20 protein-coding genes are annotated in these 23,453 nt (G+C 35.7%); 13 read left to right on the top strand and 7 right to left on the bottom strand.

Annotated features, from left to right (window positions below; genetic code table 11):
* Positions 1-23 precede the first annotated feature (23 nt).
* Genes VK161_RS13960 through VK161_RS13935 form a run of 6 tightly spaced genes read right to left on the bottom strand, consistent with a single transcriptional unit; the run spans position 24 to position 3,555 of the window.
* Complete coding sequence (locus tag VK161_RS13960; protein ID WP_324215408.1) at positions 24-815, bottom strand: TPM domain-containing protein; 792 nt, start codon at positions 813-815, stop codon at positions 24-26.
* On the bottom strand, positions 812-1,252 hold the full coding sequence (locus tag VK161_RS13955) for a TPM domain-containing protein (protein ID WP_324215407.1): 441 nt from the start codon (positions 1,250-1,252) through the stop codon (positions 812-814). The genes VK161_RS13960 and VK161_RS13955 overlap by 4 nt, the downstream gene beginning before the upstream one ends.
* Entirely contained in the window at positions 1,252-1,860 is a 609-nt protein-coding gene (locus VK161_RS13950) for a LemA family protein (protein WP_324215406.1), read from the bottom strand. Before VK161_RS13950 ends, VK161_RS13955 begins: the two co-directional genes overlap by 1 nt.
* Before the next feature lie 46 nt (positions 1,861-1,906).
* Positions 1,907-2,197, bottom strand: a complete 291-nt coding sequence (locus tag VK161_RS13945; RefSeq protein WP_324215405.1) for a PLDc N-terminal domain-containing protein — start codon at positions 2,195-2,197, stop codon at positions 1,907-1,909.
* A 1-nt stretch (position 2,198) separates the two neighbouring features.
* Positions 2,199-2,531 carry a MerR family transcriptional regulator gene (locus VK161_RS13940; protein WP_324215404.1) on the bottom strand — a complete coding sequence of 111 codons (333 nt, stop codon included), beginning with the start codon at positions 2,529-2,531 and terminating at the stop codon, positions 2,199-2,201.
* 46 nt (positions 2,532-2,577) lie between these two features.
* The gene (locus VK161_RS13935; RefSeq protein ID WP_324215403.1) at positions 2,578-3,555 is read right to left on the bottom strand and encodes a M23 family metallopeptidase; all 978 of its coding nucleotides are present in this window, start codon (positions 3,553-3,555) and stop codon (positions 2,578-2,580) included.
* 243 nt (positions 3,556-3,798) lie between these two features.
* Here VK161_RS13935 and alaS point away from each other — a divergent pair, with 243 nt between their 5' ends.
* Together alaS and VK161_RS13925 are read left to right on the top strand one after the other, a co-directional pair.
* On the top strand, positions 3,799-6,435 hold the full coding sequence (gene alaS, locus VK161_RS13930) for an alanine--tRNA ligase (RefSeq protein WP_324215402.1): 2,637 nt from the start codon (positions 3,799-3,801) through the stop codon (positions 6,433-6,435).
* A 157-nt stretch (positions 6,436-6,592) separates the two neighbouring features.
* Positions 6,593-7,384, top strand: coding sequence for a hypothetical protein (locus VK161_RS13925; protein ID WP_324215401.1), 792 nt, complete (start codon positions 6,593-6,595; stop codon positions 7,382-7,384).
* Between the two features lie 11 nt (positions 7,385-7,395).
* Here VK161_RS13925 and VK161_RS13920 read toward each other — a convergent pair whose 3' ends face one another.
* Positions 7,396-9,141, bottom strand: a complete 1,746-nt coding sequence (locus VK161_RS13920) for an ABC transporter ATP-binding protein (RefSeq protein WP_324215400.1) — start codon at positions 9,139-9,141, stop codon at positions 7,396-7,398.
* A 284-nt stretch (positions 9,142-9,425) separates the two neighbouring features.
* Between VK161_RS13920 and VK161_RS13915 the strand changes: the two genes are divergently transcribed.
* From VK161_RS13915 to VK161_RS13865, 11 genes are all read left to right on the top strand, one after another.
* A complete protein-coding gene (locus tag VK161_RS13915; protein ID WP_324215399.1) occupies positions 9,426-10,382 on the top strand; it encodes a GSCFA domain-containing protein in 957 nt (318 codons plus the stop codon).
* A gap of 74 nt (positions 10,383-10,456) precedes the next feature.
* Positions 10,457-10,828, top strand: a complete 372-nt coding sequence (locus VK161_RS13910; RefSeq protein WP_324215398.1) for a hypothetical protein — start codon at positions 10,457-10,459, stop codon at positions 10,826-10,828.
* Between the two features lie 61 nt (positions 10,829-10,889).
* On the top strand, positions 10,890-12,704 hold the full coding sequence (locus VK161_RS13905) for a PQQ-binding-like beta-propeller repeat protein (protein ID WP_324215397.1): 1,815 nt from the start codon (positions 10,890-10,892) through the stop codon (positions 12,702-12,704).
* Positions 12,705-12,930: 226 nt separating this feature from the next.
* Positions 12,931-14,355, top strand: coding sequence for a hypothetical protein (locus VK161_RS13900; RefSeq protein ID WP_324215396.1), 1,425 nt, complete (start codon positions 12,931-12,933; stop codon positions 14,353-14,355).
* A 45-nt stretch (positions 14,356-14,400) separates the two neighbouring features.
* A complete protein-coding gene (locus tag VK161_RS13895) occupies positions 14,401-15,084 on the top strand; it encodes a DUF4230 domain-containing protein (protein ID WP_324215395.1) in 684 nt (227 codons plus the stop codon).
* Between the two features lie 70 nt (positions 15,085-15,154).
* Positions 15,155-15,436, top strand: a complete 282-nt coding sequence (locus VK161_RS13890) for a hypothetical protein (RefSeq protein ID WP_324215394.1) — start codon at positions 15,155-15,157, stop codon at positions 15,434-15,436.
* A gap of 27 nt (positions 15,437-15,463) precedes the next feature.
* Positions 15,464-17,392 carry a tetratricopeptide repeat-containing sensor histidine kinase gene (locus tag VK161_RS13885; RefSeq protein ID WP_324215393.1) on the top strand — a complete coding sequence of 643 codons (1,929 nt, stop codon included), beginning with the start codon at positions 15,464-15,466 and terminating at the stop codon, positions 17,390-17,392.
* On the top strand, positions 17,389-19,308 hold the full coding sequence (locus tag VK161_RS13880) for a sensor histidine kinase (protein ID WP_324215392.1): 1,920 nt from the start codon (positions 17,389-17,391) through the stop codon (positions 19,306-19,308). The genes VK161_RS13885 and VK161_RS13880 overlap by 4 nt, the downstream gene beginning before the upstream one ends.
* Position 19,309: 1 nt before the next feature.
* Positions 19,310-21,163, top strand: coding sequence for a sensor histidine kinase (locus tag VK161_RS13875; RefSeq protein WP_324215391.1), 1,854 nt, complete (start codon positions 19,310-19,312; stop codon positions 21,161-21,163).
* Positions 21,164-21,232: 69 nt separating this feature from the next.
* Complete coding sequence (locus VK161_RS13870; RefSeq protein ID WP_324215390.1) at positions 21,233-21,880, top strand: response regulator transcription factor; 648 nt, start codon at positions 21,233-21,235, stop codon at positions 21,878-21,880.
* Between the two features lie 107 nt (positions 21,881-21,987).
* Positions 21,988-23,439: an SUMF1/EgtB/PvdO family nonheme iron enzyme gene (locus VK161_RS13865; RefSeq protein WP_324215389.1), complete on the top strand. Its 1,452-nt coding sequence runs from the start codon at positions 21,988-21,990 to the stop codon at positions 23,437-23,439.
* Positions 23,440-23,453 lie beyond the last annotated feature (14 nt).

Raw genomic sequence — 23,453 nt, 5'->3', positions numbered from 1 at the left:
ATTACTGAACTCTGAACTCTGAACTACCAACTTCCGCCAGCTCCACCGCCAGAAAATCCGCCACCACCGAAGCCGCCGCCAAAACCTCCACCGAAACCACCACCAGAAGAACCTCCAAATCCACCGCCACTGCTTCTTCCCATATTACTCAAAATAATGATGTCGAGCAAACTTGGTGTACTTCCTGATCTGTTTCCCGAATTTCCTCCTTTGTTTTTAGAAGCAATAATAATGATGATAATGAAAACGATAATTAAAACCACTATCGGGAAAAAATCAGAATCACCTTCAGTAATGCGTTCTCCTTTATATTTTCCAGCAAAAACCTTAAAAAGTTCGTCGGTTCCTTTGTCTAATCCGTTGTAATAACTTCCAGCTTTGAATTCAGGAATGATTACATTACGTATAATTTCACCGTTAACTCCAGCGGTCAATCGATCTTCTAAACCATAACCAGGCGAAATCCATATTTTTCGCTCTTGTGCTGCCAGTAAGATAAAAACACCGTTGTCTTCTTTGGATTGACCAATTCCCCAATCGTGAGCCCATTTTGGAGTTAAAATCCCAATGTCTTCACCATTGATAGTAGGAACAGTAGCAATAACAATTTGAGTTGTTGTTGAATCCGAATAGCGAACTAACTTTTCTTCTAATTGTACTTTTTCTGAAGCAGAAAGTAAGTTGGCATAATCGTATACCGATGTTTGTTTACTTGGCTTTTCAGGAATGGTAAATTGAGCAAAACCCAATTGACTCAATAGCAAAAGTGCTACTATCAAAAGGAATCGCGTTATTTTTATAATAAACTGTATCATTCTCCTTTTGATATTTCGTTGGATAGTTCGTTGGTGTTGCCATCGTAATGAGGGAAAAACTTTTTGAGTTGTTCTCCAGCATGCTCAATTCCGTCTACTAATGCCTGCTTGTTTCTGCCGTTTTTAAAGTGTTCCAACATGATGTCTTTAGTGCTGTTCCAAAAATCATCTGAAACCACATCATTAATTCCTTTATCACCATAAATAGCAAACTGTTTACTTTTTACAGCTACATAAATGATCACACCATTGCGCAGTTGGGTTTCATCCATTTGCAATTCGTGAAATACTTCCACCGCTCGTTCAATCGGAGCAATGGAAGTTTCTTTTTCTAAATGCACGCGAATTTCTCCCGAAGTATTTTTTTCGGCCAAACGAATTGCTTCTACAATTTCAGTTTCTTCGGCTTTCGTTAAAAAATCTTCTACTTTCGACATTATTTTGTTTCTGCTTTTTTATCGAAGTTGAATTCTACATCAACTGGTTTTTCAGCACCAGCAACAGCATCAAAGTATGGTTTTTCTTTATATTCACCCAAAAACCAACTGTTTGGCATTCTCAATACATAGTTGTTGTACGATTTAACAGCTTCGTTAAAACGTGTTCTTGCAGTTAAAATTTGATTTTCAGTACTGGCCAATTCGTCTTGTAATTTCAAGAAGTTTTGATTGGCTTTTAAATCAGGATATTGCTCAACTGTAACTAATAAACGTGATAACGAACTGTTTAAATTGCCTTGTGCTTGGTTGAATTGAGTCAATTGCTCTGGTGTCATATTAGTTGGATCAATTTTAACTGAAGTGGCTTCTGAACGCGCTTTGATTACCGCTTCTAACGTTGATTTTTCGAAATCAGCCGAACCTTGAACAGTTTTTACTAAGTTTCCAATAAGGTCATTTCTTCTTTGGTATGAGGTTTCCACATTTCCCCATTCTTTGTTTACTTCTTGATTTACACCTAAAGCACCGTTCTTAATTCCCATGTACCACATGAACCCGATAACTAAAAGACCAACGATTACTATAACTGGCAAAAATTTTCTCATAATTTCTATTGTTTAAAGTTTATTTATTATTGTTTTGATTTGAATTTTAATACTTAAGCGATGGAGCAATGATTCTTTTTCTTCCCCAAATTAGATACGCTATCCCAGCAAAAAAGGATAGAAGAAGCATGCCTACTGTCCACATGAATTTTTCCGTTCCGTCAATTCGTGTTGATTTGTATATTTCTGATAATGATAGAAAAATAAAAACAACCAACGACGCTATTCCAATTGACATTACTATACTCGAAGAATCTATATGACTGAGTTTCATAAAAGCACCTATTATCGTCAGGATTAAATAGGCAAAAAAGGTAATTTTAAGTTTATCGTTCATTTTATAAATTGTTTTTAATATTCATCAATTCCGCTTTGATTCCTTCAAGTTTACTTATGATTTCAAACTTATCCAAAGTCTTTTTCTGATTTTCTTTCAAATGGGTTTTAGCACCTTCCAACGTAAATCCGCGTTCCTTTACCAAATGATAAATTAATTGTAAGTTCTTCACGTCTTCTTGCGTAAACATACGGTTGCCTTTGGCATTCTTCTTGGGTTTTAGAATGTCGAATTCCTTATCCCAAAACCGAATCAGCGACGCATTCACATCAAAAGCAGTTGCCACTTCGCCTATACTAAAATACCGTTTGTCTTTTGAAAGTTCTATATGCATATTTGTTTCTTTTTTAATTTTGAACACTGAAAACTGAACACTGACACTAATCCAGCGACTGATTTTCCTGATTCGCCAATTTCGAAATCACAACGTATTCCTCCGCTGAAATGTTTCCGTAATAAAAATTAATCGGATTTACTGGTTTGCCGTCTTTGTGTACTTCATAATGCAAATGCGCGGCTTGACTTCTACCTGTGCTTCCTACAAAACCAATCACATCACCGCGTTTCACTTTTTGACCTGGTCGAACATTGTATTTACTCAAATGCGCATACAAGGTCACATACCCAAAACCATGCGTTATTTCAATATGATTTCCATAACCCGAAAGCGAATTATCAGCATTCTTTACCACACCATCACCAGTAGCATAAATTGGTGTTCCTGTTGCAGCCGTAAAATCCATTCCTTCGTGCATTTTTCGTGCTTTGGTAAACGGGTCGCTTCTGTAACCAAAACCCGATGCCATACGTGTCAAATCTTCGTTTTTCACCGGTTGAATCGCCGGAATCGCCGACAATAATTTGTCTTTTGCCTTAGCCAACACCAAAATCTGATCCAATGACTTAGATTGTACCGCCAATTGCTTTTTTAGAACGTCCACTCTTTTGGTCGTATTAATCACCAAATCCGAATTATTAAAACCTTCCAGTTCTTTATACCTTTTTTTAGTGATTCCTTCTTTTCTTTTCTCAAGTGGAATCGGTGATGAGTTAAAATAGGCTCGGTACAAATTATCATCTCGGTCTTCCAATGCGGCCATCGCATCATTCAGTTGGTCAATTTCCTTATTCAAAATCGCATAATTCAACTTCATACTCTCAATTTCTCGACCCTGAATTTTATCCCTCGGAGTTTCTAAGAACGGTACATTCATAAAAAGCACAAAACAAACAAAACCAAATAGGGCAGAAGCAAGTAAAAATAAGGCAGCATAAGCAATTTTTTTCGACTTTTTCGTCTTTATTTTTCGATACGCTAAACTTTCTGGGTCGAAATAATACTTTACTTTTTTCGCCATCTTTTATTTTATACTATTTTTGTGCTGGTTTTAAGAATAACAATGGTTATACGAACAAATTTAAGAAATGTTTCAAACTAAATCTAATTTTATTTTTTGAAGCAGATGTCTTACTTTTTTCAGTAACTCTTGTTCCCGCTTTCCGCACTATCTCTGCGAGGATAGTTGCTGCAATCGGGGCTAATCAAGAAATCATGTAGTTCAATCCAATTTTTTAAAGAGTTAAAATTCAACATCCTGATAATGAAATCACAAGACATTCGTAAACAGTTTTTACAATTCTTCGAAAGCAACGGACACTTAATTGTTCCGTCGGCGCCCATCGTTCTTAAAGACGATCCAACCTTAATGTTCAATAATTCGGGCATGGCGCAATTCAAAGAATTTTTCTTAGGCAACGGAACTCCCAAAAGCCCAAGAATAGCCGATACGCAAAAATGTCTGCGGGTTTCAGGAAAACACAACGATTTGGAAGATGTAGGTTTTGATACCTACCATCATACCATGTTCGAAATGCTCGGCAATTGGTCGTTTGGTGATTATTTCAAAAAAGAAGCCATCAATTGGGCATGGCAATTATTAACCGAAGTATACAAAATTCCAAAAGAAAATTTATACGTTTCGGTATTCGAAGGTAATCCAGATGAAAATGTTCCGTTCGATCAAGAAGCTTGGGACATTTGGAAAGGTTTAATCGACGAAGACCGCATCATCCTCGGAAATAAAAAAGACAACTTCTGGGAAATGGGCGATCAAGGTCCGTGTGGTCCGTGTTCCGAAATTCATGTTGATTTGCGAACAGAAGAAGAAAAAGCGCAAGTTTCGGGTAAAAGTTTGGTCAACAACGATCATCCTCAGGTGATTGAAATCTGGAACAACGTGTTCATGGAATTCAACCGTAAAGCCGATGGTTCCTTAGAAAAATTACCTGCGCAACACGTTGATACCGGAATGGGATTTGAGCGTTTGTGTATGGCATTGCAAGGTAAAACATCCAATTACGACACCGATGTGTTTACGCCTTTAATTGAAAAAGTAGAACAAATCACTGGATATAAATATACTTCCAACGAAGTTAAAAATGTAAGTGAAGAACAGAATAAAACCAATATCGCTATTCGCGTAATTGTCGATCACGTGCGCGCCGTTGCGTTTGCTATTGCTGATGGTCAATTGCCTTCTAGTAAAGACGCAGGTTATGTAATTCGTCGTATTTTGCGTCGTGCGATTCGTTATGGTTTCACATTCTTGAATACCAAAGAACCTTTTATCAATAAATTGGTAGAAGTATTGGCGAATCAAATGGGCGAATTCTTCCCTGAAATCAAATCGCAACAGCAATTAGTTACGAATGTGATTCGCGAAGAAGAAGCGTCGTTTTTACGCACTTTAGATCAAGGATTACAATTGCTGGAAAATGTAATTTCTGAAACAAAAGGAAATGAAGTTTCGGGAGTCAAGGCATTTGAACTCTATGATACATTTGGTTTTCCAAAAGATTTAACGGCGTTAATCCTGAAAGAAAAAGGAATGACGTACAATGAAGTGGAATTTGAAGCCGAGTTGAAAAAACAAAAAGACCGTTCGCGTGCTGCATCCGAAGTTTCTACTGAAGATTGGTCGGTGTTGATTCCGGGCAATGTCGAAACTTTTGTGGGTTACGACCAAACCGAAAACGACGTTAAAATCACGCGTATTCGTAAAGTAGATTCTAAAAAAGACGGAATTTTATACCAAATCGTTCTTGATAACACGCCTTTTTATCCAGAAGGCGGTGGACAAATAGGCGATAAAGGAACTTTGGTTTCAGCCAACGAAACCATTGAAATCATCGATACCAAAAAAGAAAACAATTTAATATTGCATTTTGCCAAACAACTTCCCGAAAATGTAGAAGCCAGTTTTGTGGCGAAAGTGAATACCGATTTAAGAACATCGACTTCCAAAAATCACTCAGCGACGCATTTGATGCATTTGGCGTTGAGAAATATTTTAGGAACGCACGTGGAACAAAAAGGTTCGTTGGTAAATCCGAATTATTTGCGTTTTGACTTCTCCCATTTTTCAAAAGTAACCGACGAAGAAATTCAGAAAGTGGAAGCCAGCGTAAATGCGCAAATTGAAGCACAGTTGCAATTAGTGGAACATAGAAATATTCCCATTCAAGAAGCGTTAGATAAAGGCGCAATGGCGTTGTTTGGTGAAAAATACGGTGACAACGTTCGTATGATTGAATTTGGCGACAGTAAAGAATTGTGTGGTGGAATTCACGTCAAAAACACCGCTGACATCTGGTACTTCAAAATCATTTCAGAAGGCGCGGTTGCTGCTGGAATTCGTCGTATAGAAGCGATAACGGGTGATGCGGTAAAAGAGTTTTTCAACCAGCAAGAAAGTGCATTAGCATCGATTAAGGAAGCGTTGAAAAACCCTCAAGACACGATGAAAGCCGTGTTTTCTTTGCAAGACGAAAATGCTAAATTGAAAAAACAAATAGAGCAATTATTAAAGGAAAAAGCTAAAAACCTGAAAGGTGAATTGGCTTCGCAATTGCAAGAGCTCAACGGTGTGAAATTCCTCGCGACTCAAGTCGATTTGAATGCAGAAGGCGCCAAAGATTTAGCGTACGAATTAGGAACGTTAGGAACCAATTTATTCTTGGTTTTAGCCACTTCTGAAGACGATAAACCGATGTTAACCTGCTATATTTCGAAAGAATTAGTAGCTGAGAAAAGCTTAAACGCAGGTCAAGTGGTGCGCGAATTAGGAAAATACATTCAAGGCGGCGGCGGCGGACAACCGTTCTTCGCAACAGCTGGAGGAAAAAATGCAAACGGAATCAAAGAAGCTTTGGAAAAAGCAATTGATTTTGTGAAGTAAATACTATTTCAATTCAATACAACCCTTTCAGTATCTATTGAAAGGGTTTTTTGTTGTTAGTAACACCCAAAACTGCAATTGGTCTGACGTTTTAGTTATTCATCTGATTTATTTGGAAGATGATTTTTGGGTGTATAATTTCGTCAAAAATTGCAGTATGAAAAAAGTACTTTATTTCCTTTTACTAGTTACATTATGGTCGTGTTCGGATGACAAGCAAGACGATTCTACATCAAAATTGATCTTGGTTAAAAAGTTAGATGCTGTTGATTTAGGCAAAAATGCTTCGTATACTTTCTTCTATAATGATACAAAATTGGATAAAGTAAATTACGAAATAGAAGGGCAAATCGACGGAATTGGACATTATGAGTATTTCTACACTGGAAATTTAATTTCTGAAATCAAACGATTCAATCAAAGCAATCAAAATACAGCTCGAATTCTTTTCGAATACAACTCCAATAATGCTTTAACTCAAGTAACTGAGTTGGATGTAAACGCCAATTACGGACTGAAAAATGTCATTACTTACAATTCGGATGGAACAGTTGAAGTAGAGCGTTTTTCAGGAAATGCTACGTCACAGTCTGTTTTTGCTTATTCGTCTTTGTATTCTTTTCAAAATGGAGAATTGGTTCAAGAAAACAATTCAGGTACAATTGCAACTATTGTTAATTATGAATTCGATTCAGCCAATCATCCCTTGCAAAATGTAACCGGAATTAACGAAATTAAAATCTATTCCGCTTTAACTCATGGTATATTCAACCGCGGATTCATAGGTTTGAACAACAATCTGAAAAAACAAACTACCACTTTTGTTGCAGATGGTTCTACAGAAATTGTAGATTACACGCTAAACTACAATGAACAAAATTACCCAACCACCATTGTAAGCACACCAACTAGTTTGGGTTCGTACACGTATTCGTTTGAGTATTATTAATACTAAATGAGCTATTTTCGTTCACCAATTTGTTGTCTCCACATCGCATAATACAAGCCTTTTTCCAATAATAAGTCGTCGTGTTTACCTTGCTCGATGATTTTTCCTTGTTCTAAAACAAAGATTTTATCCGCGTGCATAATAGTCGAAAGTCGATGCGCAATTAAAACTGTAATTCGATTCGTATCTGAAATGGTTCTGATGGTCGAGTTGATTTCTTCTTCTGTAATCGAATCCAAAGCCGACGTTGCTTCATCAAAAATCAATAAATTCGGGTTGCGCAATATTGCTCTAGCAATCGAAAGTCGTTGTTTTTCTCCACCCGAAACTTTAATTCCGCCTTCGCCAATAGTCGAATTCAATCCATCGTGAGCACGAGCTAACAAAGTGTCGCAACTGGCTCTTTTTAAAGCATTGTTGAGTTCTTCATCAGTAGCGTCGGGTTTTACAAATAGTAAATTCTCCCGTATTGTTCCCGAGAATAATTGAGCATCTTGAGTCACAAATCCGAGTTGTTGACGCAGTTCCAATAAATCAACCTCTTTGGAATTAATCGTATTGTACAAGACTTCGCCTTCTGCCGGTGGATACAATCCTACCAACAATTTTACTAAACTGGTTTTTCCGGCGCCAGACGGACCAACAAATGCCACGGTTTCCCCTTTTTTTATGTGAAAATTAATGTTTTCTACTGCAGGAAATTTGGCCGTCTTGTGTTTAAAACTCACATTTGAAAATTGCAACGATTCAATTTTTCCTATTGATTTGGGTGCTTTCGGACGAAATTCGGATGTGGCGTTCAATAATTTAGCAAAGTTTTCCATTGATACTTTGGTTTCATTACGAACAATGATGAACGAACTTAATTCCTGTAACGGGCCAAAAATAAAAAAAGTAAAAAACACCATGGTCAGTAAATCTCCAACCTGAATTTTTCCTCCAAATAAAAAGTAGTACAGAGCAAAAATTACACAAGTCCGCATAAAATGAACCGTTGTTCCTTGTATAAAACTCAAACTTCGGATGTAACGAATTTTTTGCAATTCAAGACCTAAAATTTTCAACGTATTAGTGTTCAAACGATCTTCTTCTTGTTTGGTTAAACCTAAACTTTTTACCAATTCAATGTTGCGTAAACTCTCGGTAGTAGAACCGGCAAGCGAATTGGTTTGTGTTACAATTCGCCGTGAAATTACTTTGATTTTTTTACCTAAAAATGAACTTACAACAGCAATAATTGGTGCGGTAAATAAGAAGATAAACGCAATTCGGTAATCAATTCGAGCTATGTAAATAATCACAAAAATGAATCCGACTATGGTCTGAAAAATCAATGAAATCGAAAGCGTAATTAACTTCTCCGAGTCGGTGCGCACTTTTTGCAACTGACTCAAAGTTTCACCACTGCGTTGATCTTCAAAATCTTCGTAAGGTAAATCCAGCGATTTTTTAATTCCATCGGTGTACATTTCGGCACCTGTTCGTTGAATGACAATGTTGGTAAAATAATCTTGAAAGTTTTTGGTCAAACGCGATACCATGGCCGCACCCAACGATAACATTAACCAAAATCCAACCGCTTTGATGAATCCGATTTCGTTTCCTTTGTATTTGGCTATTCCCACACCACAATCTTGCATCAATTTTCCGGTAATTACCGAATCACTCAAACTGAAACAAATGTTGATGGCTGCCATTATTAAAGCAATAAACAATAATAATTTGTGCTTTTTTATGTACGAGTAAAGTAATTTCATAAGTAAATTTTAAGGTGCAAAAATAAGTAATAATTAGTGGTTGAAATGGGTTTAACATTTTATTAATTATTATAATTAGTTAGGTTTTGCCTCGAATGCACTAATTTCAAAGTTTGCCAATAGGAATCAATTATCGTTAAAGACGATATTCGAATTGCATTCAACAAAAAATCTGTTTTTTCATTCGTGAATTCGTGGCTAGAACCAACCCTTCTTTTTCGATTATTATTGAGATGAAGTAAATCCAATTCAATTTTGTATTTTTGAATACGAATAAAAATTACATGAATTTCACGACTACTGTACCGTTACAAAAATCAAATTTTCCAATCAACTATAATTCCAAAATAGTTTCGTTGGGTTCGTGTTTTGCTGAAAACATGGCGGAGAAATTCGAGTATTTTAAATTTCATAGTGATGTAAACCCATTCGGAATTATTTTCAATCCGGTTTCTATTGAAAAACTCATTCATCGTGCCGTTCATAAAATCGAGTTTACCGAAGACGATGTTTTTTTTCACAACGAATTGTGGCATTGCTTTGAAGTGCATTCCGATTTGAATGATTTTAGTAACGAACTTTTGTTGACTCATCTCAATCGGTTGTTGCATCAATTCCGAATTCAACTAGAAGAAGCATCGCACATCATTATTACTTTAGGAACTTCTTGGGTGTATCGAAATAAAATATCAAATCAAATCGTCGCTAATTGCCATAAAGTACCTCAAAGTCAATTTGGTAAAGAATTGTTGTCCATCGAAACCATTCAGCAATCGATTCAAAATTCAGTTGAATTGATTCAAAGCATCAATTCCAATTGCGCTTTTGTCTTTACGATTTCTCCTGTTCGTCACATCAAAGACGGTTTTGTTGAAAACCAACGTAGTAAATCGCACTTAATTACTGCTTTACAATCACTTCTTTCTGCCTTCTGCCTTCTGCGTTCTGAATACTTTCCGAGCTACGAAATCATGATGGACGAACTACGTGATTATCGATTTTATGCCAATGATATGTTGCATCCAAGTCCGTCGGCAATCGATTACATCTGGATTAAATTCTTCGAACATCACATTTCTGAAACCGAATTCGCCCTCATGAATCAGGTCTGTGAAATTCAGCGTTCACTTAAACATCGGCCTTTCAATCCTAATTCAGAAAGCCATCAAAAGTTTCTGAGTAATCTCAACCAAAAGATTCAAAAACTTCAAGAACAACTTCCCCACATCCATTTTAGTTAATATACGAAATTATACGTATTTCCTTCGTTTAGTTTAAGCTATAAGTTTGCCTTGTAACTTAAAACTAATTCGTTATGCAAATTATTAGACTTGTTTTTGGACTGACTTTTTTATTGTTGATTTCTCCTGTGATGCACGCGCAACGACCTGTGCTTACTGACGAAGAAGTAGTTTCGGAAACGGTAACCAAAGAAATTGATGAGGTATTTCAATCGTCTGATTTTACCAAAAAGAAAGCCAAAAAATACACCGATGTAAAAGGAACTATGGTTGTAGATATTGGCGTAGTGCAAAACGGAAAAGTATCTTCCTTTTTTAAAGTAGACAGCGACATCAAAAACATTGACTTCATCAATTTTATGTCGGATTACATCTTAAATCACAAATTCCAATTCAAGTTGCAAAAACAACAACGGTATAAAATACGCTATACCATTACTTTTTAAATCAATCTCTAATTATATAACAATGAAATCGGGCAACCGAAATCAGTAAAATGAAACAACCATGAACAAAAAATTAACAATTTTATTTTTAGCTGTTGGAATGCTAGTTGCCATTCAGTCATCGGCTCAGTTTGGAAAACTTCTAGGAAAAGGCGGAGGAAAATCGGCCGGAAAAAAATCGGGCAGTTTTGCTACGGTTTGGGAATCAGAATTTGATAACAAAGCCACTCGTTTGGCATTAAGTAGCGAAGACGGTTCATACATCATTGGTACCGACGATAACTCGGCTACTGTTTTAGACGCTTCCGGAAAAATGATTTGGAGTGGTGATTACAAAAAAATTACCACCAACAACACCAACAAATGCGAATACCAATACGTAATTTGGAAAGAAAAAGGAGGTTATTTATTCTTATTTGATGAACGAAAAATGGGAACCGATCGCGTAGCAGTTATTGACATTGCAACCGGTAAAGAAATGTGGAATTCAGAGCAATTTCAAAATTTAATTCCAAAAGGAACAAAATCAGAAGATGGTGCCGACCAAGGCGAATTGGAAACGGTAAAATACATTTCGGAATTGGATTCATTCTTGATTTCTCAAAAGGCATCAGTGATTTTAGTAAAAGCCAATACAGGTGAAAAAGTGTGGGAAACCAACCGTTTCAAAGGTGGTGTTGGAAAATACATTTACGATGCAAAACGCAACGAAATCATCATGATCAACTTCAAACCAACTGCTTTGGGTGCATTATTTGCTGGATTTAAAAATCAATTGGTAAAAATCAATGCGGTAAATGGTGATGTACTTTGGGATGCCACTTTTATGGGTGTAATCGAAAAAGAATTAGTTACCCGCAGAGCCATTGTTGATTTATGGATTAAAGGCGACAAAATTTACATGTACTTAAACGGATTGCAAGTGTACAACATCAATAACGGACAAAAATTATGGGAAGCCATTTATGAAAATGATATGGACGGCGGCGGAAAAAGTATTTTCTCAAACACTCAAAGCAAAAAATACTACCGAACCATTGCTGACCCAGTATTTACCGATGATGCCGTCTATTTAGTGATGTTGGGAACCAGAGATAGAACCAAATACGTTGAAAAACACGATATCGAATCAGGAAAATTATTGTGGGCTTCAGAAAAAATAACAGGCGCTTTCAGTATGCCTAATCTATATAAAACGGGCGGAAAAGTGATGCTTCAAATTGGCGGAAAAGTTCAGGTGCAAGAATACCGAATGGAAACCAAAGCCTCTCCAATGGGTGGAACGTACAAAGAAAGCGTTCCTTACATTTATTGGGATTACAAAGCTCAGAAAAATGGTGTGCTGGCTATTGATGATAAAACTGGACAAACTTCATGGCGTTCAGAGAAATTCGACAAACGCATCACCGATTTAATTATTCACGAAGACAAAACGGTTTTTGTGGGTGATGGCGACGAATTCTATGGCTATGACATTGCTTCTGGAAACCAATTATTCGATGTAAAACACAACGATGCCAAAGTAGGAAAAGCAAGTGATGTAATTGATTTTGGTGATAAAGTAGTGGTACTTTCTGAAAAAGGATTGGCTTCGTACAACAAAAAAGACGGTTCACGCGTGTATGCCACTGAAAAAATCAGGGGTGTTGATTTCTTCTACGAAATTGATGGTAATTACTACTTAAGAGATCAACGCAACAGCAAAAATATTATTTACGGAATTGACATGACTAATGGTGAAACCAAAGGTTCGGTTCAATCCAAAGGAAAAGGCGGAAGTCCAACCTACGGTAGCGGAATCGATATTACTGCCGATGGTGAATTCATCTTCGCTTTCAAAGGGAAAAAAGTAGAGAAAATTAAAGTGAATAATTAGAGGTTATTAGCTTTATTCGGGGTTGTTACTTTCGTGGTAGCAACCCTTTTTTAAATTAATTTTGAAGTCACTTAAACTTTTTTTAATTGGCTACAAAATTGTCTTTTTGCCCCATATTTCATCTTTTTTATACTCCGTAGCGCTGCTATGCGGTGCAAAAAAGCTAAAATCTGAAACAAAAATCATAATTTCTCACTTCAATCAAAAAAGCTTAAGCTACTTTATTATGAAAAAAATCTATATTCTATATTCTATTTTCTTTGCTCTTTTGTCGGTGAATGCACAACAAGTGCAATGGGCAAGTAAACTAATCAAATATTCATCGGATTTAGGAGGAAAACAATTTGGAATCAAACGTATTTTGGGTAAACCCGATGCTTTTCCACAAGGCGGTTATAGTGCGAATGCTTGGACGCCCAAAAATGCACTCGATGGGAGAGAAATTGTCATTGTTGGTTATGAAACGCCGCAAACCGTAAAACAAGTAGCCATTTTTGAAAACCTAAACGCTGGTTGTGTAACGCGTGTTTGGGTTTCAACCGACGGTGAAAAATTTGAAGCCGTTTGGGGTCGAAAACCCGATTATAAAACTCCAGTTTACAAAGCCACATTGTCTAGAGATCGTCAGTATTATTTTGGCCGAAAAAGAAGAAAAATTCAGGAAGCACCCGATATTTTTAATCCCGGAGTAGAATATGTCGTTTTAGACAATGCAGTTTCGGGAGTTGTGGCGGTAAAAGTCGAATTCAGTTTTGCACTATTACCAGGTCAAAAACAAATTGACGCTATTGGAATTTCCGATTCGGCTGAACCCATTGAACCTAAAGTAAATACAAGACCAAGTCTCGAAAATTTGCAAAAAGCAACGGTTGTTGATTTAGGAACATCCAATCAAAGTATTCCGTACATTTTGCCTTCAGAAAATAAACTGTTTGTAACCAATTATGAAAACGATAAGGAAGCCATTTATTCGTACACAAAAGTGAATGACAAATGGACCAACCAAAAACTCGAAACCCAACTCAATACAGGTGATTCGTACAATTATGTAGATTATGCTAACGAAAATTATCTTTTAAAAGGTGGTTCAACCTACACTCGTGGCACCAATGATTGTGGTTTCGAATTGTTTGAAAACAAAATGGGTTCGTATCAATCGCTTGGGCAACTCAAAATTTCGGCCTACAACAATTACGATGATTACAGTGATGCAACAATGACGCACGACTTAAAAGTCTTTATAATGTCTATTGAAACCGATTTTACTCAAGGCGGAACCGATTTGTATTTTGCAACTAGAAAAGACGATGGAACTTATGGTTTTCTTCAGAATATGGGCAAAGTAATCAATTCGGCTGCCGACGAATCCATGCCGCAATTGCTTTCTGATGGGAAAACGTTGCTGTTTGCTTCGGATGGATTCAGTACATACGGAAACAAAGATATATTCGTCTCATTTCGTCTGGACGATACATGGAAAAACTGGAGCGAACCGATTAATTTAGGCAGTAAAATCAATACCAACAATTTTGAAGGTCAGCCTTTTTACGATGAAAATAATGAAACACTCTATTTTTCAACTACAATTGATGGTGCTGTTCAGATCATGACGGTTTCTTTGCCTACTTCGGTTTTGATGGGTTTAAAATAGACTTCAAAAAGGTATTTTTTATATCTTCGTGTCAAATTCTAAATTATGACTCGTTCTACTTCGACCGAAACCGATGTTAAAAATGTTGTAACGCCTTTAGTTCAAGCGTTGTTGCGCTCCAGCAAAATTACCTATGTGATTTTGTTTGCTGTAATAGCCTTTTTGATTTATCAATTGGTTACAGTCAAAAAAGATACTTCAACCGTAGAATACGACACGGCTTTGATTCAACAACAAATTAAAAACGTCGGTAAATTGGTAGTTACCGAAGGTCATTTTTCGGAAGTAATGACCTACAAAGACCAAAAGAAATACTTGGGCGATTTAATTACGTTTGATAAAAAAGCACTCGTAATCATTAATGCGGATGTCACAGTAAGTTTTGATTTGAGTAAAGTGAACTACGACATCGATGCCGAAAAAAAAGTGGTTACCATCAAAAGTATTCCGGATGAAGAGTTGAAAATCAGTCCCGATATTAAGTATTATGATGTAGAACAAAGCACATTCAACGAGTTTACAGGTAATGATTACAATAAAATTAATAAAATAGCCAAAGAAAATCTGGCAAAGAAAATAGAGAAATCAACTCTAAAATCGAATGCCAAAAACCGATTGATTAGTGAATTGTCTAAGATTTTGATTGTTACTAATTCGATGGGTTGGACATTAAAATACAATGGTGAAGAAGTGAAAACCGAACAATCACTCCAAAATTTTGCCGATTAAATACGTTGTTTTACGTATTGTATAACCAAAGCTATTACTTCAATTTTGTATTGATTTAATGGCTTTTTTTATGATCTATATTCTTCTGATATTAATTTTAATTTTACTTTCAGTCATCTTTTATTTATTCATTCAAAACAATAAAATAAAGGAAGAACATGTGAAGAATATGACCAAATTGCAAGGAATCATCTCCTCTTTGCATTTCAAACAACAACTTCTTAATGATAAAGTCGTTATTTCAAATGAATATAAAACTAATTATTCTAAAGACATGAAAGCGTTGGGTGATGAAGTGGTTGAACTTCAAAAAGTTTTCATTGATATTATTTCGAATGGAAATTATAATTAACTTTAACATAAAGTAAATAGTAATTTTATGATTAGAAATAGTATTGCATTTGTGTTGGTAGTGCTTCTTTCGGTTTCATGCCAAGAGAAAAATAAAAGTAAAAAAGAATCGATTGAGCACACAAAAAACCAAAAGCAAATCATCGAATGGTTCAGAATCGCCAAATCACTTCGCAATAAAAATCATTTTCTAATAAAAAATTATGCCGATAGTATTCAGTCGCTGACAAACAACGAAACAGACGAATTTAAAGCCATCGGTCATATTGCTCAAGGAATTTACTACAATTCCATCAACAACGATAGTTTGTCATTTAAGAACTACAATACATCGCTCAATTTGCTGAAAACCTCCAAAACCGATAGTCTATTTGTGTCGGCTTATTCTGGTTTAGGAAATTATTACAAACACACCGGAGATTATGAGAAGTCGTTAAAAAACCTTTTAACAGCGTTGAAAATCGCAGAAAAAATCAAAGATTCCGTCATGATTGGCGGAATGTATGCTAATCTGGGTCAGTTGTATTTGCAAAAAGACGAATTGGATCAAGCCAAACATCAATTATTGAGCGCAACTCAGTATTTAAAAAATCATAGAACAAGTCCGCATTATTTAATAGCCATTCATACTATGGCCAATTTGCAAGGAATGAGTGGCAATATTAATGAGGCTTTAAAAATTGATGAAGAAGGATTGAAGCTTTGTGAGCAAATCAAATCGGATAATTTGAAAGCTACTTTTTTAGACAATAAGGCCAATTGCTTTATGTTCTCGAATCGATTGGACAGCGCTCGTTACTATTTTAATGAATGTCTGAGATTGGATTTAATCAGTAAAAACGAAAAACAAATTTCCGATTCGTATGCCAATTTGGCTCAATTGTCTATTTTTTCCAATCGACCATCTGATGTAATTTCTTTTGCAGAGAAAAGTATTTCAACTGCTGAAAAAGTAAATTATAATCCAGGAATTTTAAAAGCCTATAAATTGCTGATTGATTTTTACCGAGAAAAATCCGATTTCAAAAACGCTTACGAATACACAGAAAAGTACAATAAAGTATATAAGAATTTGATTAATGAGCGAAAGGAAATTGCGGCGGCCGAATTCAAAACTGTTTACGAAACCGAAAAAAAGGAAAAAGAACTGCTGATTTCCAAAAATAAAATTGCAGAAAAAGAGCTTCAAATCAAAAAGAAAAACACACAGTTTCAGATTTTATCGCTGGTTTCTTTGGCTTTGATTGTCATTGGGTATTTAATTTACCGTCAACAAAAACTCAAAAACCAACAACAAGAGCAAGAATTTCAATTGAAATCGGCCATCAAAGAAATTGAAACACAAAATCAATTGCACGAACAACGTCTTTCCATTTCGCGTGATTTGCACGATAATATTGGTGCGCAACTGACTTTTGTAATTTCTTCTGTCGATAATTTAAAATACGGAAATCAGATTAGCGATAACAAAATTGTCAATCAATTAACCAAAATAAGTGATTTCACTAAGTCGACGATTATTGAACTACGCGATACCATTTGGGCGATGAATAAAAATGAGTTTTCGTTTGACGATTTGCGTTCGCGTATTTTTAATTTCATCGAAAAAGCCAAATCAGCCAAAGAAGAAGTGCTGTTCCGATTCCATGTTGATCATCAGTTGAACGATAAAAAATTTACTTCTCTAGTCGGAATCAACGTCTACAGAACCATTCAGGAAGCGATTAATAATGCAATGAAATACGCCGAAGCCACAGCTATTACAGTTGAGGTTCAGAAAATTAACAATCAAATTAAAATCACCATTCAAGACGATGGAAAAGGGTTTGATTTGGATTCGGCCGATTTGGGCAACGGAATTCAGAACATGAAAAAAAGAATTGCTGATGTAGGCGGTACATTTGATTTGCAATCAGAGTTGGGTAATGGAACATTAATAACCATCATAATCACATGAAAAAAATCTACTTTTTGTTGATTATTGGTTGTTTGTCTTTTGCGAATTTCTGTCATTCCCAAAATCGAATTGACAGTTTAAAAAAAGCATTGAAAACGGCAAAAGAAGCCGATAAATTCAAACTCTTAAACGCCATTACTGATGAATACAGTAATAGTGATTTGGATTTGGCGATGCAATTTGCAAGACAATCACTTCATCAAGCCCAAAAATCTGAAAAAAATCAACACATCGCATTGGCTTACAACTCGATTGCCAATGTGTTTCAGTACCAAAGCCAACTCGATTCAGCGCTTACGTACCACAAAAAAGCTTTGCAACTTCGAATTCGACTCAAGGATTCACTCGGAATAGCCGATTCATTTAATAATATTGGGATTGCCAACGATCAAAAAGCAATTTACCCAGAAGCTTTAACCAATTATTTTAAAGCACTTCACATTTACGAAAAGAAAAATGATTTAGAGAAACAAGCGATGGTCAATACCAACATCGGAATTGTTTACAAAGCCCAAAAAGACTACAAAAAAGCACTCAAATACTACCAAGAAGCTTATCGGATTTATAGCGAAACAAAAAACGATTTTGGAATAACCGTTTCGTCCGGAAATTTGGGTTCTATTTTGATCAATTTTAAAAAGTATAATGAATCGATTAAGTATTCTCAAATCTCTAGAGAAGGATATAAAAAATTAGGGTACGATCGTTTTCAAGGTTATCCCATTTCAAATATTGCGGTAGTTTATGATAGTTTGCATCAGTTCTCCAAAGCCAACGCCAATTACATCGAATCCATACGTCTTCATGAAAAATACGACAACGGATTTGAAGTAGCTGATATTTCAAAAGCTTTTGCCAATTGTCTTTTAAAGCAAAAAAAGTACAATGAAGCCATTCAATTTGCTAATAAAGCAGTAGAATTTGGGAAAAAATCCGATGGAAATATGCTCGTAATCGAAGCGTATGAAATTTTGGCTAAAGCCTTTCAAATGACAGGTGATTATCAAAAAGCATATGCCTTTTCGCGTTTGTATTCGAAAGGAAAAGACGAGGTGTTTGAATCGGAAAAAACCAAAACTGTTTTCGAGTTGGAAGCCAAATACCAAACCGAAAAGAAAGAAAAATTATTGCTTAAAAAAGAAGTTGAGGCCAAAAAGAAAAATACAACTATTTTGATTTTGTCCTTATTAGCCATTTTTACTGCTTTGTTGGGTTTTCTGATTTACCGTCAGCAAAAACTCAAAAACAAACAACAAGAACAGGAATTCGAACTCAAATCGGCCATTGCGCAAATTGAAGCTCAAAATCAATTGCACGAACAACGTCTTTCCATTTCACGTGATTTGCACGATAATATTGGCGCGCAACTCACTTTTGTGATTTCTTCGGTCGATAATTTGAAATACGGAAACCAAATCAGCGACAATCGCGTGGTCAATCAACTCACCAAAATAAGCGATTTTACCAAGTCAACAATTATTGAGCTTCGCGATACGATTTGGGCGATGAACAACAATGAGTTTTCGTTTGACGATTTGCGTTCGCGCATTTTTAATTTCATCGAAAAAGCAAAATCGGCCAAAGAAGAAGTACTGTTTAAGTTCAACGTTGACAGTCAATTGAGTGATACACGATTTACATCTTTAGTCGGAATTAATGTGTACAGAGTGATACAAGAAGCCATTAATAACGCAATAAAATATTCTGAAGCCAAAAACATCACCGTTGAAGTTGAAAAAATTAAGAATCAAATTCAAATCACGATTCAAGACGACGGAAAAGGTTTTGATTTGGATTCGGCCGACATAGGAAACGGAATTCAGAATATGAAAAAACGAATTGAGGATGTGGGTGGAACATTTGAATTGGTTTCTGAACCCAATAAAGGAACGAACATAACCCTTTTAATTGATTAAAATGAAACGATATTTACTTTTATTATTACTCTCATTTTCATTGCTAGCACAGAACTCTGATGGAATGAGTTGTCGAGCCATCAATGACAAGGCAATGGAAATCTATTTGTCACAACCTGATGAAGCATTGAGTTTATTGAAAAAAGCGGAGAAAAAAGCGCTGGAATCAAATGATGATGAATTGATTGCTTTGACGTTAAATAATCGAGCCATTATCATCCGAATCAATGGGAAGTTTTTAGAATCAAAAAAATTATCATTAAGTGTATTAAATAAAGCAAAGGAAGAATTGACAAAAGCTTCGATTTACAATAATATTGGTGCATGCAATCGCTCGCTAGGATTGTATAAAGAATCGATCAGCTATTATTTAAAGGCTTTAAAAGTATACGAAGCCAAAAAAGATATTAAACGGCAAGCAACTGTTGACAACAATATTGGAATGGTTTTTAGTTCGTTAGAACAATTTGACAAAGCTAAAACCTACCACAAAAAATCAATGCAATTGTTCATTCAGATTAACGACAAGAAAGGATTGTCGGAATCGTATAATAATCTGGCAATTGCTTTGGCCAACCAAGATAGTTTAGCTCAATCAATGGTGTATTTTAGAAAATCATTGAAAATAGAAGAAGTACTCAAAGACCAAAAAGGAATCGCCGAATCATTGAATAATGTTGGAACGGTTCATTATTATTTGGGCGTGAATGATTCGGCCTTATATTACTTTGAAAAATCAGCCGAAATCGAACGTCAATTGAAGAATTTTTCAGGTGCATCAGAAAGTTACAATAGCATTGCTCAAGTGTATTTGGAAATGAAACAGTATCCAAAAGCTAAAAAGTTCATCGATAGTGCTTATGCTCTTTCACAAAAAACAAAAGTGGTCGATGTAACTTTGACTGCTTTAGATAATTACAAAATTTACTATGAAGGTATTGGCGATTTCGCTGAAGCGAATAAAAAAATGACTGAATTTTATAAACTGAAAGACAGTGTTAAAGAAGTAGCCAAAATCAAAGATATTAATGAGTTAGAAACAAAATATCAAACTGCAAAGAAAGAAAAACTCATAGCCGAAAAAGAAGCCGAAAGCAAGCGAAAAAGCACTTGGATCATCGTGATTTCAATTTTGTCGTTGTTCTCGATACTAATAGGTTTCCTTATTTACCGTCAACAAAAACTCAAAAACAAACAACAAGAACAAGAATTTCAGCTCAAAACAGCCATTGCCCAAATTGAAACTCAAAATCAATTGCAAGAACAGCGTTTGGCTATTTCCCGCGATTTACACGATAACATTGGCGCACAACTCACTTTTGTGATTTCATCAGTCGATAATTTGAAGTACGGAAACCAAATCAGCGATAATCGAGTAGTCAATCAACTCACCAAGATAAGCGATTTTACCAAGTCGACTATTATCGAATTGCGCGATACCATTTGGGCAATGAACAATAATGAATTTTCGTTTGACGATTTGCGTTCACGCATTTTTAATTTCATTGAAAAAGCAAAATCAGCTAAAGAAGATATTGTCTTTAAATTCAATGTTGACGAGACTTTGAAGGAGATGAAATTTTCATCCATTATCGGAATCAATTTGTACCGAACCATTCAAGAAGCAGTAAACAATGCTGTGAAATATTCAGAAGCCAAAGAAATTGAAGTAAGTGTCAACAGACAAAATGAAACGGTAATAATCGAAGTCAAAGACAACGGAAAAGGCTTTGATATGGAAACCGTCGATTTTGGAAACGGATTGAATAATATGAGAAAAAGAATAGAGGAAATAGGTGGGAAAATTACCATAAGTTCAAATAGTAAAGGAACAGTAATCGAAATTGTAATTTAAATACGCTTTTTTACGTATTTTTAATTGTTAAAATTCATTTACTTTTACTTTAAATAAAGATCAATTCTAATGATAAAAGTAGCCATAGTTGACGATAACACTTTTTTGCAAAAAGCCATTCAAGATAAATTGGTCTTTTTTGACAATATTGAAATCAAATTTAAAGCCAATCACGGACTAGAATTACTCGAGAAATTAGAAAAAAATCACAACATTGATCTGATTTTAATGGATATCGAAATGCCCAAAATGAATGGTATTGAAGCAACCGAAGCTGTGAAAGGTAAATATCCACACCTCAAAATCATCATGCTTACTGTTTTTGATAACGATGAAAATATTTTTAAATCAATCAAGGCTGGAGCCGATGGTTATTTATTGAAAGAAGTGAACCCAGAAGAACTACACAATGCCATCATCGAAACTTTGAATGGTGGTGCAATTATGACGCCTTCTATCGCTTTAAAAACCTTGAAGTTATTCAGAAATCCAGAAGCTTTTGAAGACATTCCCAATAAAGAAGAATACAATTTAACTTCACGTGAAATTGAAGTGTTGGAACAATTAAGCAAAGGATTAAAATACAATGCCATTGCCGAAAATTTATACCTCTCTGTGGGAACCATTCGTAAGCATGTTGAGAATATTTATACCAAACTTCAAGTACACAATAAGTTAGAAGCCATTCAAAAAGCAAAAAGCAATAAGTTGATATAATTATTTGAAAATCAATTAGTTAATATTTTAAAAATACGCAAAATAGCGTATTTTTTTATGCTTTTATCCCAACTAAGTTTGTCGTATAACTTTTAACAATCAATACGATGAAATCAAAAAATTATTTTTCAAAAATTGTAACAACATTACTTTTTTTATTTGCAATTAATAGTAATGCAAATAATGTTGAAATCACCGGAACTTCAGTTTCTGGTAACGATATTACTTTTAATATTTCTTGGGAAAACAGTTGGAATGCCAACGTAGCTCCAGCCAATTGGGATGCCGTTTGGGTATTCGTAAAATTTCAAGACTGTAACACGCGTTTGTGGGCACACACTAGTTTAAGTACCGTAGCCGGAGACCATTCTGCAGCATCACCATTGCAAGTCGATACGGTTGCTGATGGTAAAGGTGTTTTCATCAGAAGAAGTGCTCTTGGTGGAGGAAATATTCCTGCAACTTCAATCACATTAAGAATGACTGGTTTAGGAGCTGGTCCTTACAATTTCAAAGTTTTTGGTATTGAAATGGTTCATGTGCCTCAAGCTGCTTTTGAAATTGGAGACGGAACGAGTGCTTCAACTTTTAACAGCATCACAGTAAATGCCACTTCGCAAACATCAGGAATTACTTCGGCTACTATTGGTGGTGGCGGACCAACTGTTCCAGCTACTTTCCCAATGGGTTACAACTCATTTTATTGTATGAAATACGAAATCTCTCAATTACAATACGTTGAGTTTTTAAATTCATTGACTTTTTCACAACAACAAACAAGAATTACAACTGATCCAACAGCTGCTACTGGAACTTATGTAACTTTTGGTGCCAACTATTACAGAAATGGTATTGTAATAGAAACTCCAGGTAACAATTCAGCTATCCCAGCGGTATTCGGATGTGACGCAACTAATGGAGTTATAAACAATTCAAATGACGGACAAAGTGTAGCGATGGCTAACTTAAGTTGGGCTGATTTAGCGGCGTATTTAGACTGGTCAGCATTACGACCAATGACTGAATTAGAATTCGAAAAAGTATGCCGCGGAACAATGTCACGTGTAGCAGGAGAATACCCTTGGGGAGATACTACTATAAATGCATTTTACAGTTCAACTGTTGTCAACCCATTACAACCAACTGAAGCGGCAAACTCAGTTGTAAATGGTAGATGTGCTGTAGCTGTTGGAACCGCAAATCCAGCTTATGGTCCCTTAAAAGTGGGTGTTTTTGCAACAGCAACTTCAGGTAGATCATCTGCGGGTGCGTCGTATTACGGAGCAATGGAGATGGGAGGAAATGTCGTTGAAAGAACAGTTTCTGTTGCAAATGCTTCAGGTGTAGCCTATAATGGAACCTTGGGTGATGGAACTTTAACCGCAATAGGAAATGCAAACCAAGCTACCTGGCCATCAATAACAACTGCAACAGGTATTGGGCAAAGAGGAGGAGAATATGTAAGTCCAGCTTCTTATGTTAGAACATCAGATAGAACATTTGCAGGAACTACTGATGCTGCAAGAAGCTATACTTATGGCGGACGTGGTGTAAGATAATCATCTAATTTGAT

Source organism: Flavobacterium sp. (assembly GCF_035299245.1).
GTDB lineage: Bacteria > Bacteroidota > Bacteroidia > Flavobacteriales > Flavobacteriaceae > Flavobacterium.
Note: the sequence above shows the minus strand (reverse complement) of the source record. Positions and strands in the feature narration are given on the sequence as shown.

What these genes read in the sequence shown, in the direction of transcription:
- VK161_RS13960 (WP_324215408.1), bottom strand. Translation starts at nt 815, where the DNA reads ATGATACAGTTTATTATAAAAATAACGCGATTCCTTTTGATAGTAGCA.
- VK161_RS13955 (WP_324215407.1), bottom strand. Translation starts at nt 1,252, where the DNA reads ATGTCGAAAGTAGAAGATTTTTTAACGAAAGCCGAAGAAACTGAAATT.
- VK161_RS13950 (WP_324215406.1), bottom strand. Translation starts at nt 1,860, where the DNA reads ATGAGAAAATTTTTGCCAGTTATAGTAATCGTTGGTCTTTTAGTTATC.
- VK161_RS13945 (WP_324215405.1), bottom strand. Translation starts at nt 2,197, where the DNA reads ATGAACGATAAACTTAAAATTACCTTTTTTGCCTATTTAATCCTGACG.
- VK161_RS13940 (WP_324215404.1), bottom strand. Translation starts at nt 2,531, where the DNA reads ATGCATATAGAACTTTCAAAAGACAAACGGTATTTTAGTATAGGCGAA.
- VK161_RS13935 (WP_324215403.1), bottom strand. Translation starts at nt 3,555, where the DNA reads ATGGCGAAAAAAGTAAAGTATTATTTCGACCCAGAAAGTTTAGCGTAT.
- alaS (WP_324215402.1), top strand. Translation starts at nt 3,799, where the DNA reads ATGAAATCACAAGACATTCGTAAACAGTTTTTACAATTCTTCGAAAGC.
- VK161_RS13925 (WP_324215401.1), top strand. Translation starts at nt 6,593, where the DNA reads ATGAAAAAAGTACTTTATTTCCTTTTACTAGTTACATTATGGTCGTGT.
- VK161_RS13920 (WP_324215400.1), bottom strand. Translation starts at nt 9,141, where the DNA reads ATGAAATTACTTTACTCGTACATAAAAAAGCACAAATTATTATTGTTT.
- VK161_RS13915 (WP_324215399.1), top strand. Translation starts at nt 9,426, where the DNA reads ATGAATTTCACGACTACTGTACCGTTACAAAAATCAAATTTTCCAATC.
- VK161_RS13910 (WP_324215398.1), top strand. Translation starts at nt 10,457, where the DNA reads ATGCAAATTATTAGACTTGTTTTTGGACTGACTTTTTTATTGTTGATT.
- VK161_RS13905 (WP_324215397.1), top strand. Translation starts at nt 10,890, where the DNA reads ATGAACAAAAAATTAACAATTTTATTTTTAGCTGTTGGAATGCTAGTT.
- VK161_RS13900 (WP_324215396.1), top strand. Translation starts at nt 12,931, where the DNA reads ATGAAAAAAATCTATATTCTATATTCTATTTTCTTTGCTCTTTTGTCG.
- VK161_RS13895 (WP_324215395.1), top strand. Translation starts at nt 14,401, where the DNA reads ATGACTCGTTCTACTTCGACCGAAACCGATGTTAAAAATGTTGTAACG.
- VK161_RS13890 (WP_324215394.1), top strand. Translation starts at nt 15,155, where the DNA reads ATGATCTATATTCTTCTGATATTAATTTTAATTTTACTTTCAGTCATC.
- VK161_RS13885 (WP_324215393.1), top strand. Translation starts at nt 15,464, where the DNA reads ATGATTAGAAATAGTATTGCATTTGTGTTGGTAGTGCTTCTTTCGGTT.
- VK161_RS13880 (WP_324215392.1), top strand. Translation starts at nt 17,389, where the DNA reads ATGAAAAAAATCTACTTTTTGTTGATTATTGGTTGTTTGTCTTTTGCG.
- VK161_RS13875 (WP_324215391.1), top strand. Translation starts at nt 19,310, where the DNA reads ATGAAACGATATTTACTTTTATTATTACTCTCATTTTCATTGCTAGCA.
- VK161_RS13870 (WP_324215390.1), top strand. Translation starts at nt 21,233, where the DNA reads ATGATAAAAGTAGCCATAGTTGACGATAACACTTTTTTGCAAAAAGCC.
- VK161_RS13865 (WP_324215389.1), top strand. Translation starts at nt 21,988, where the DNA reads ATGAAATCAAAAAATTATTTTTCAAAAATTGTAACAACATTACTTTTT.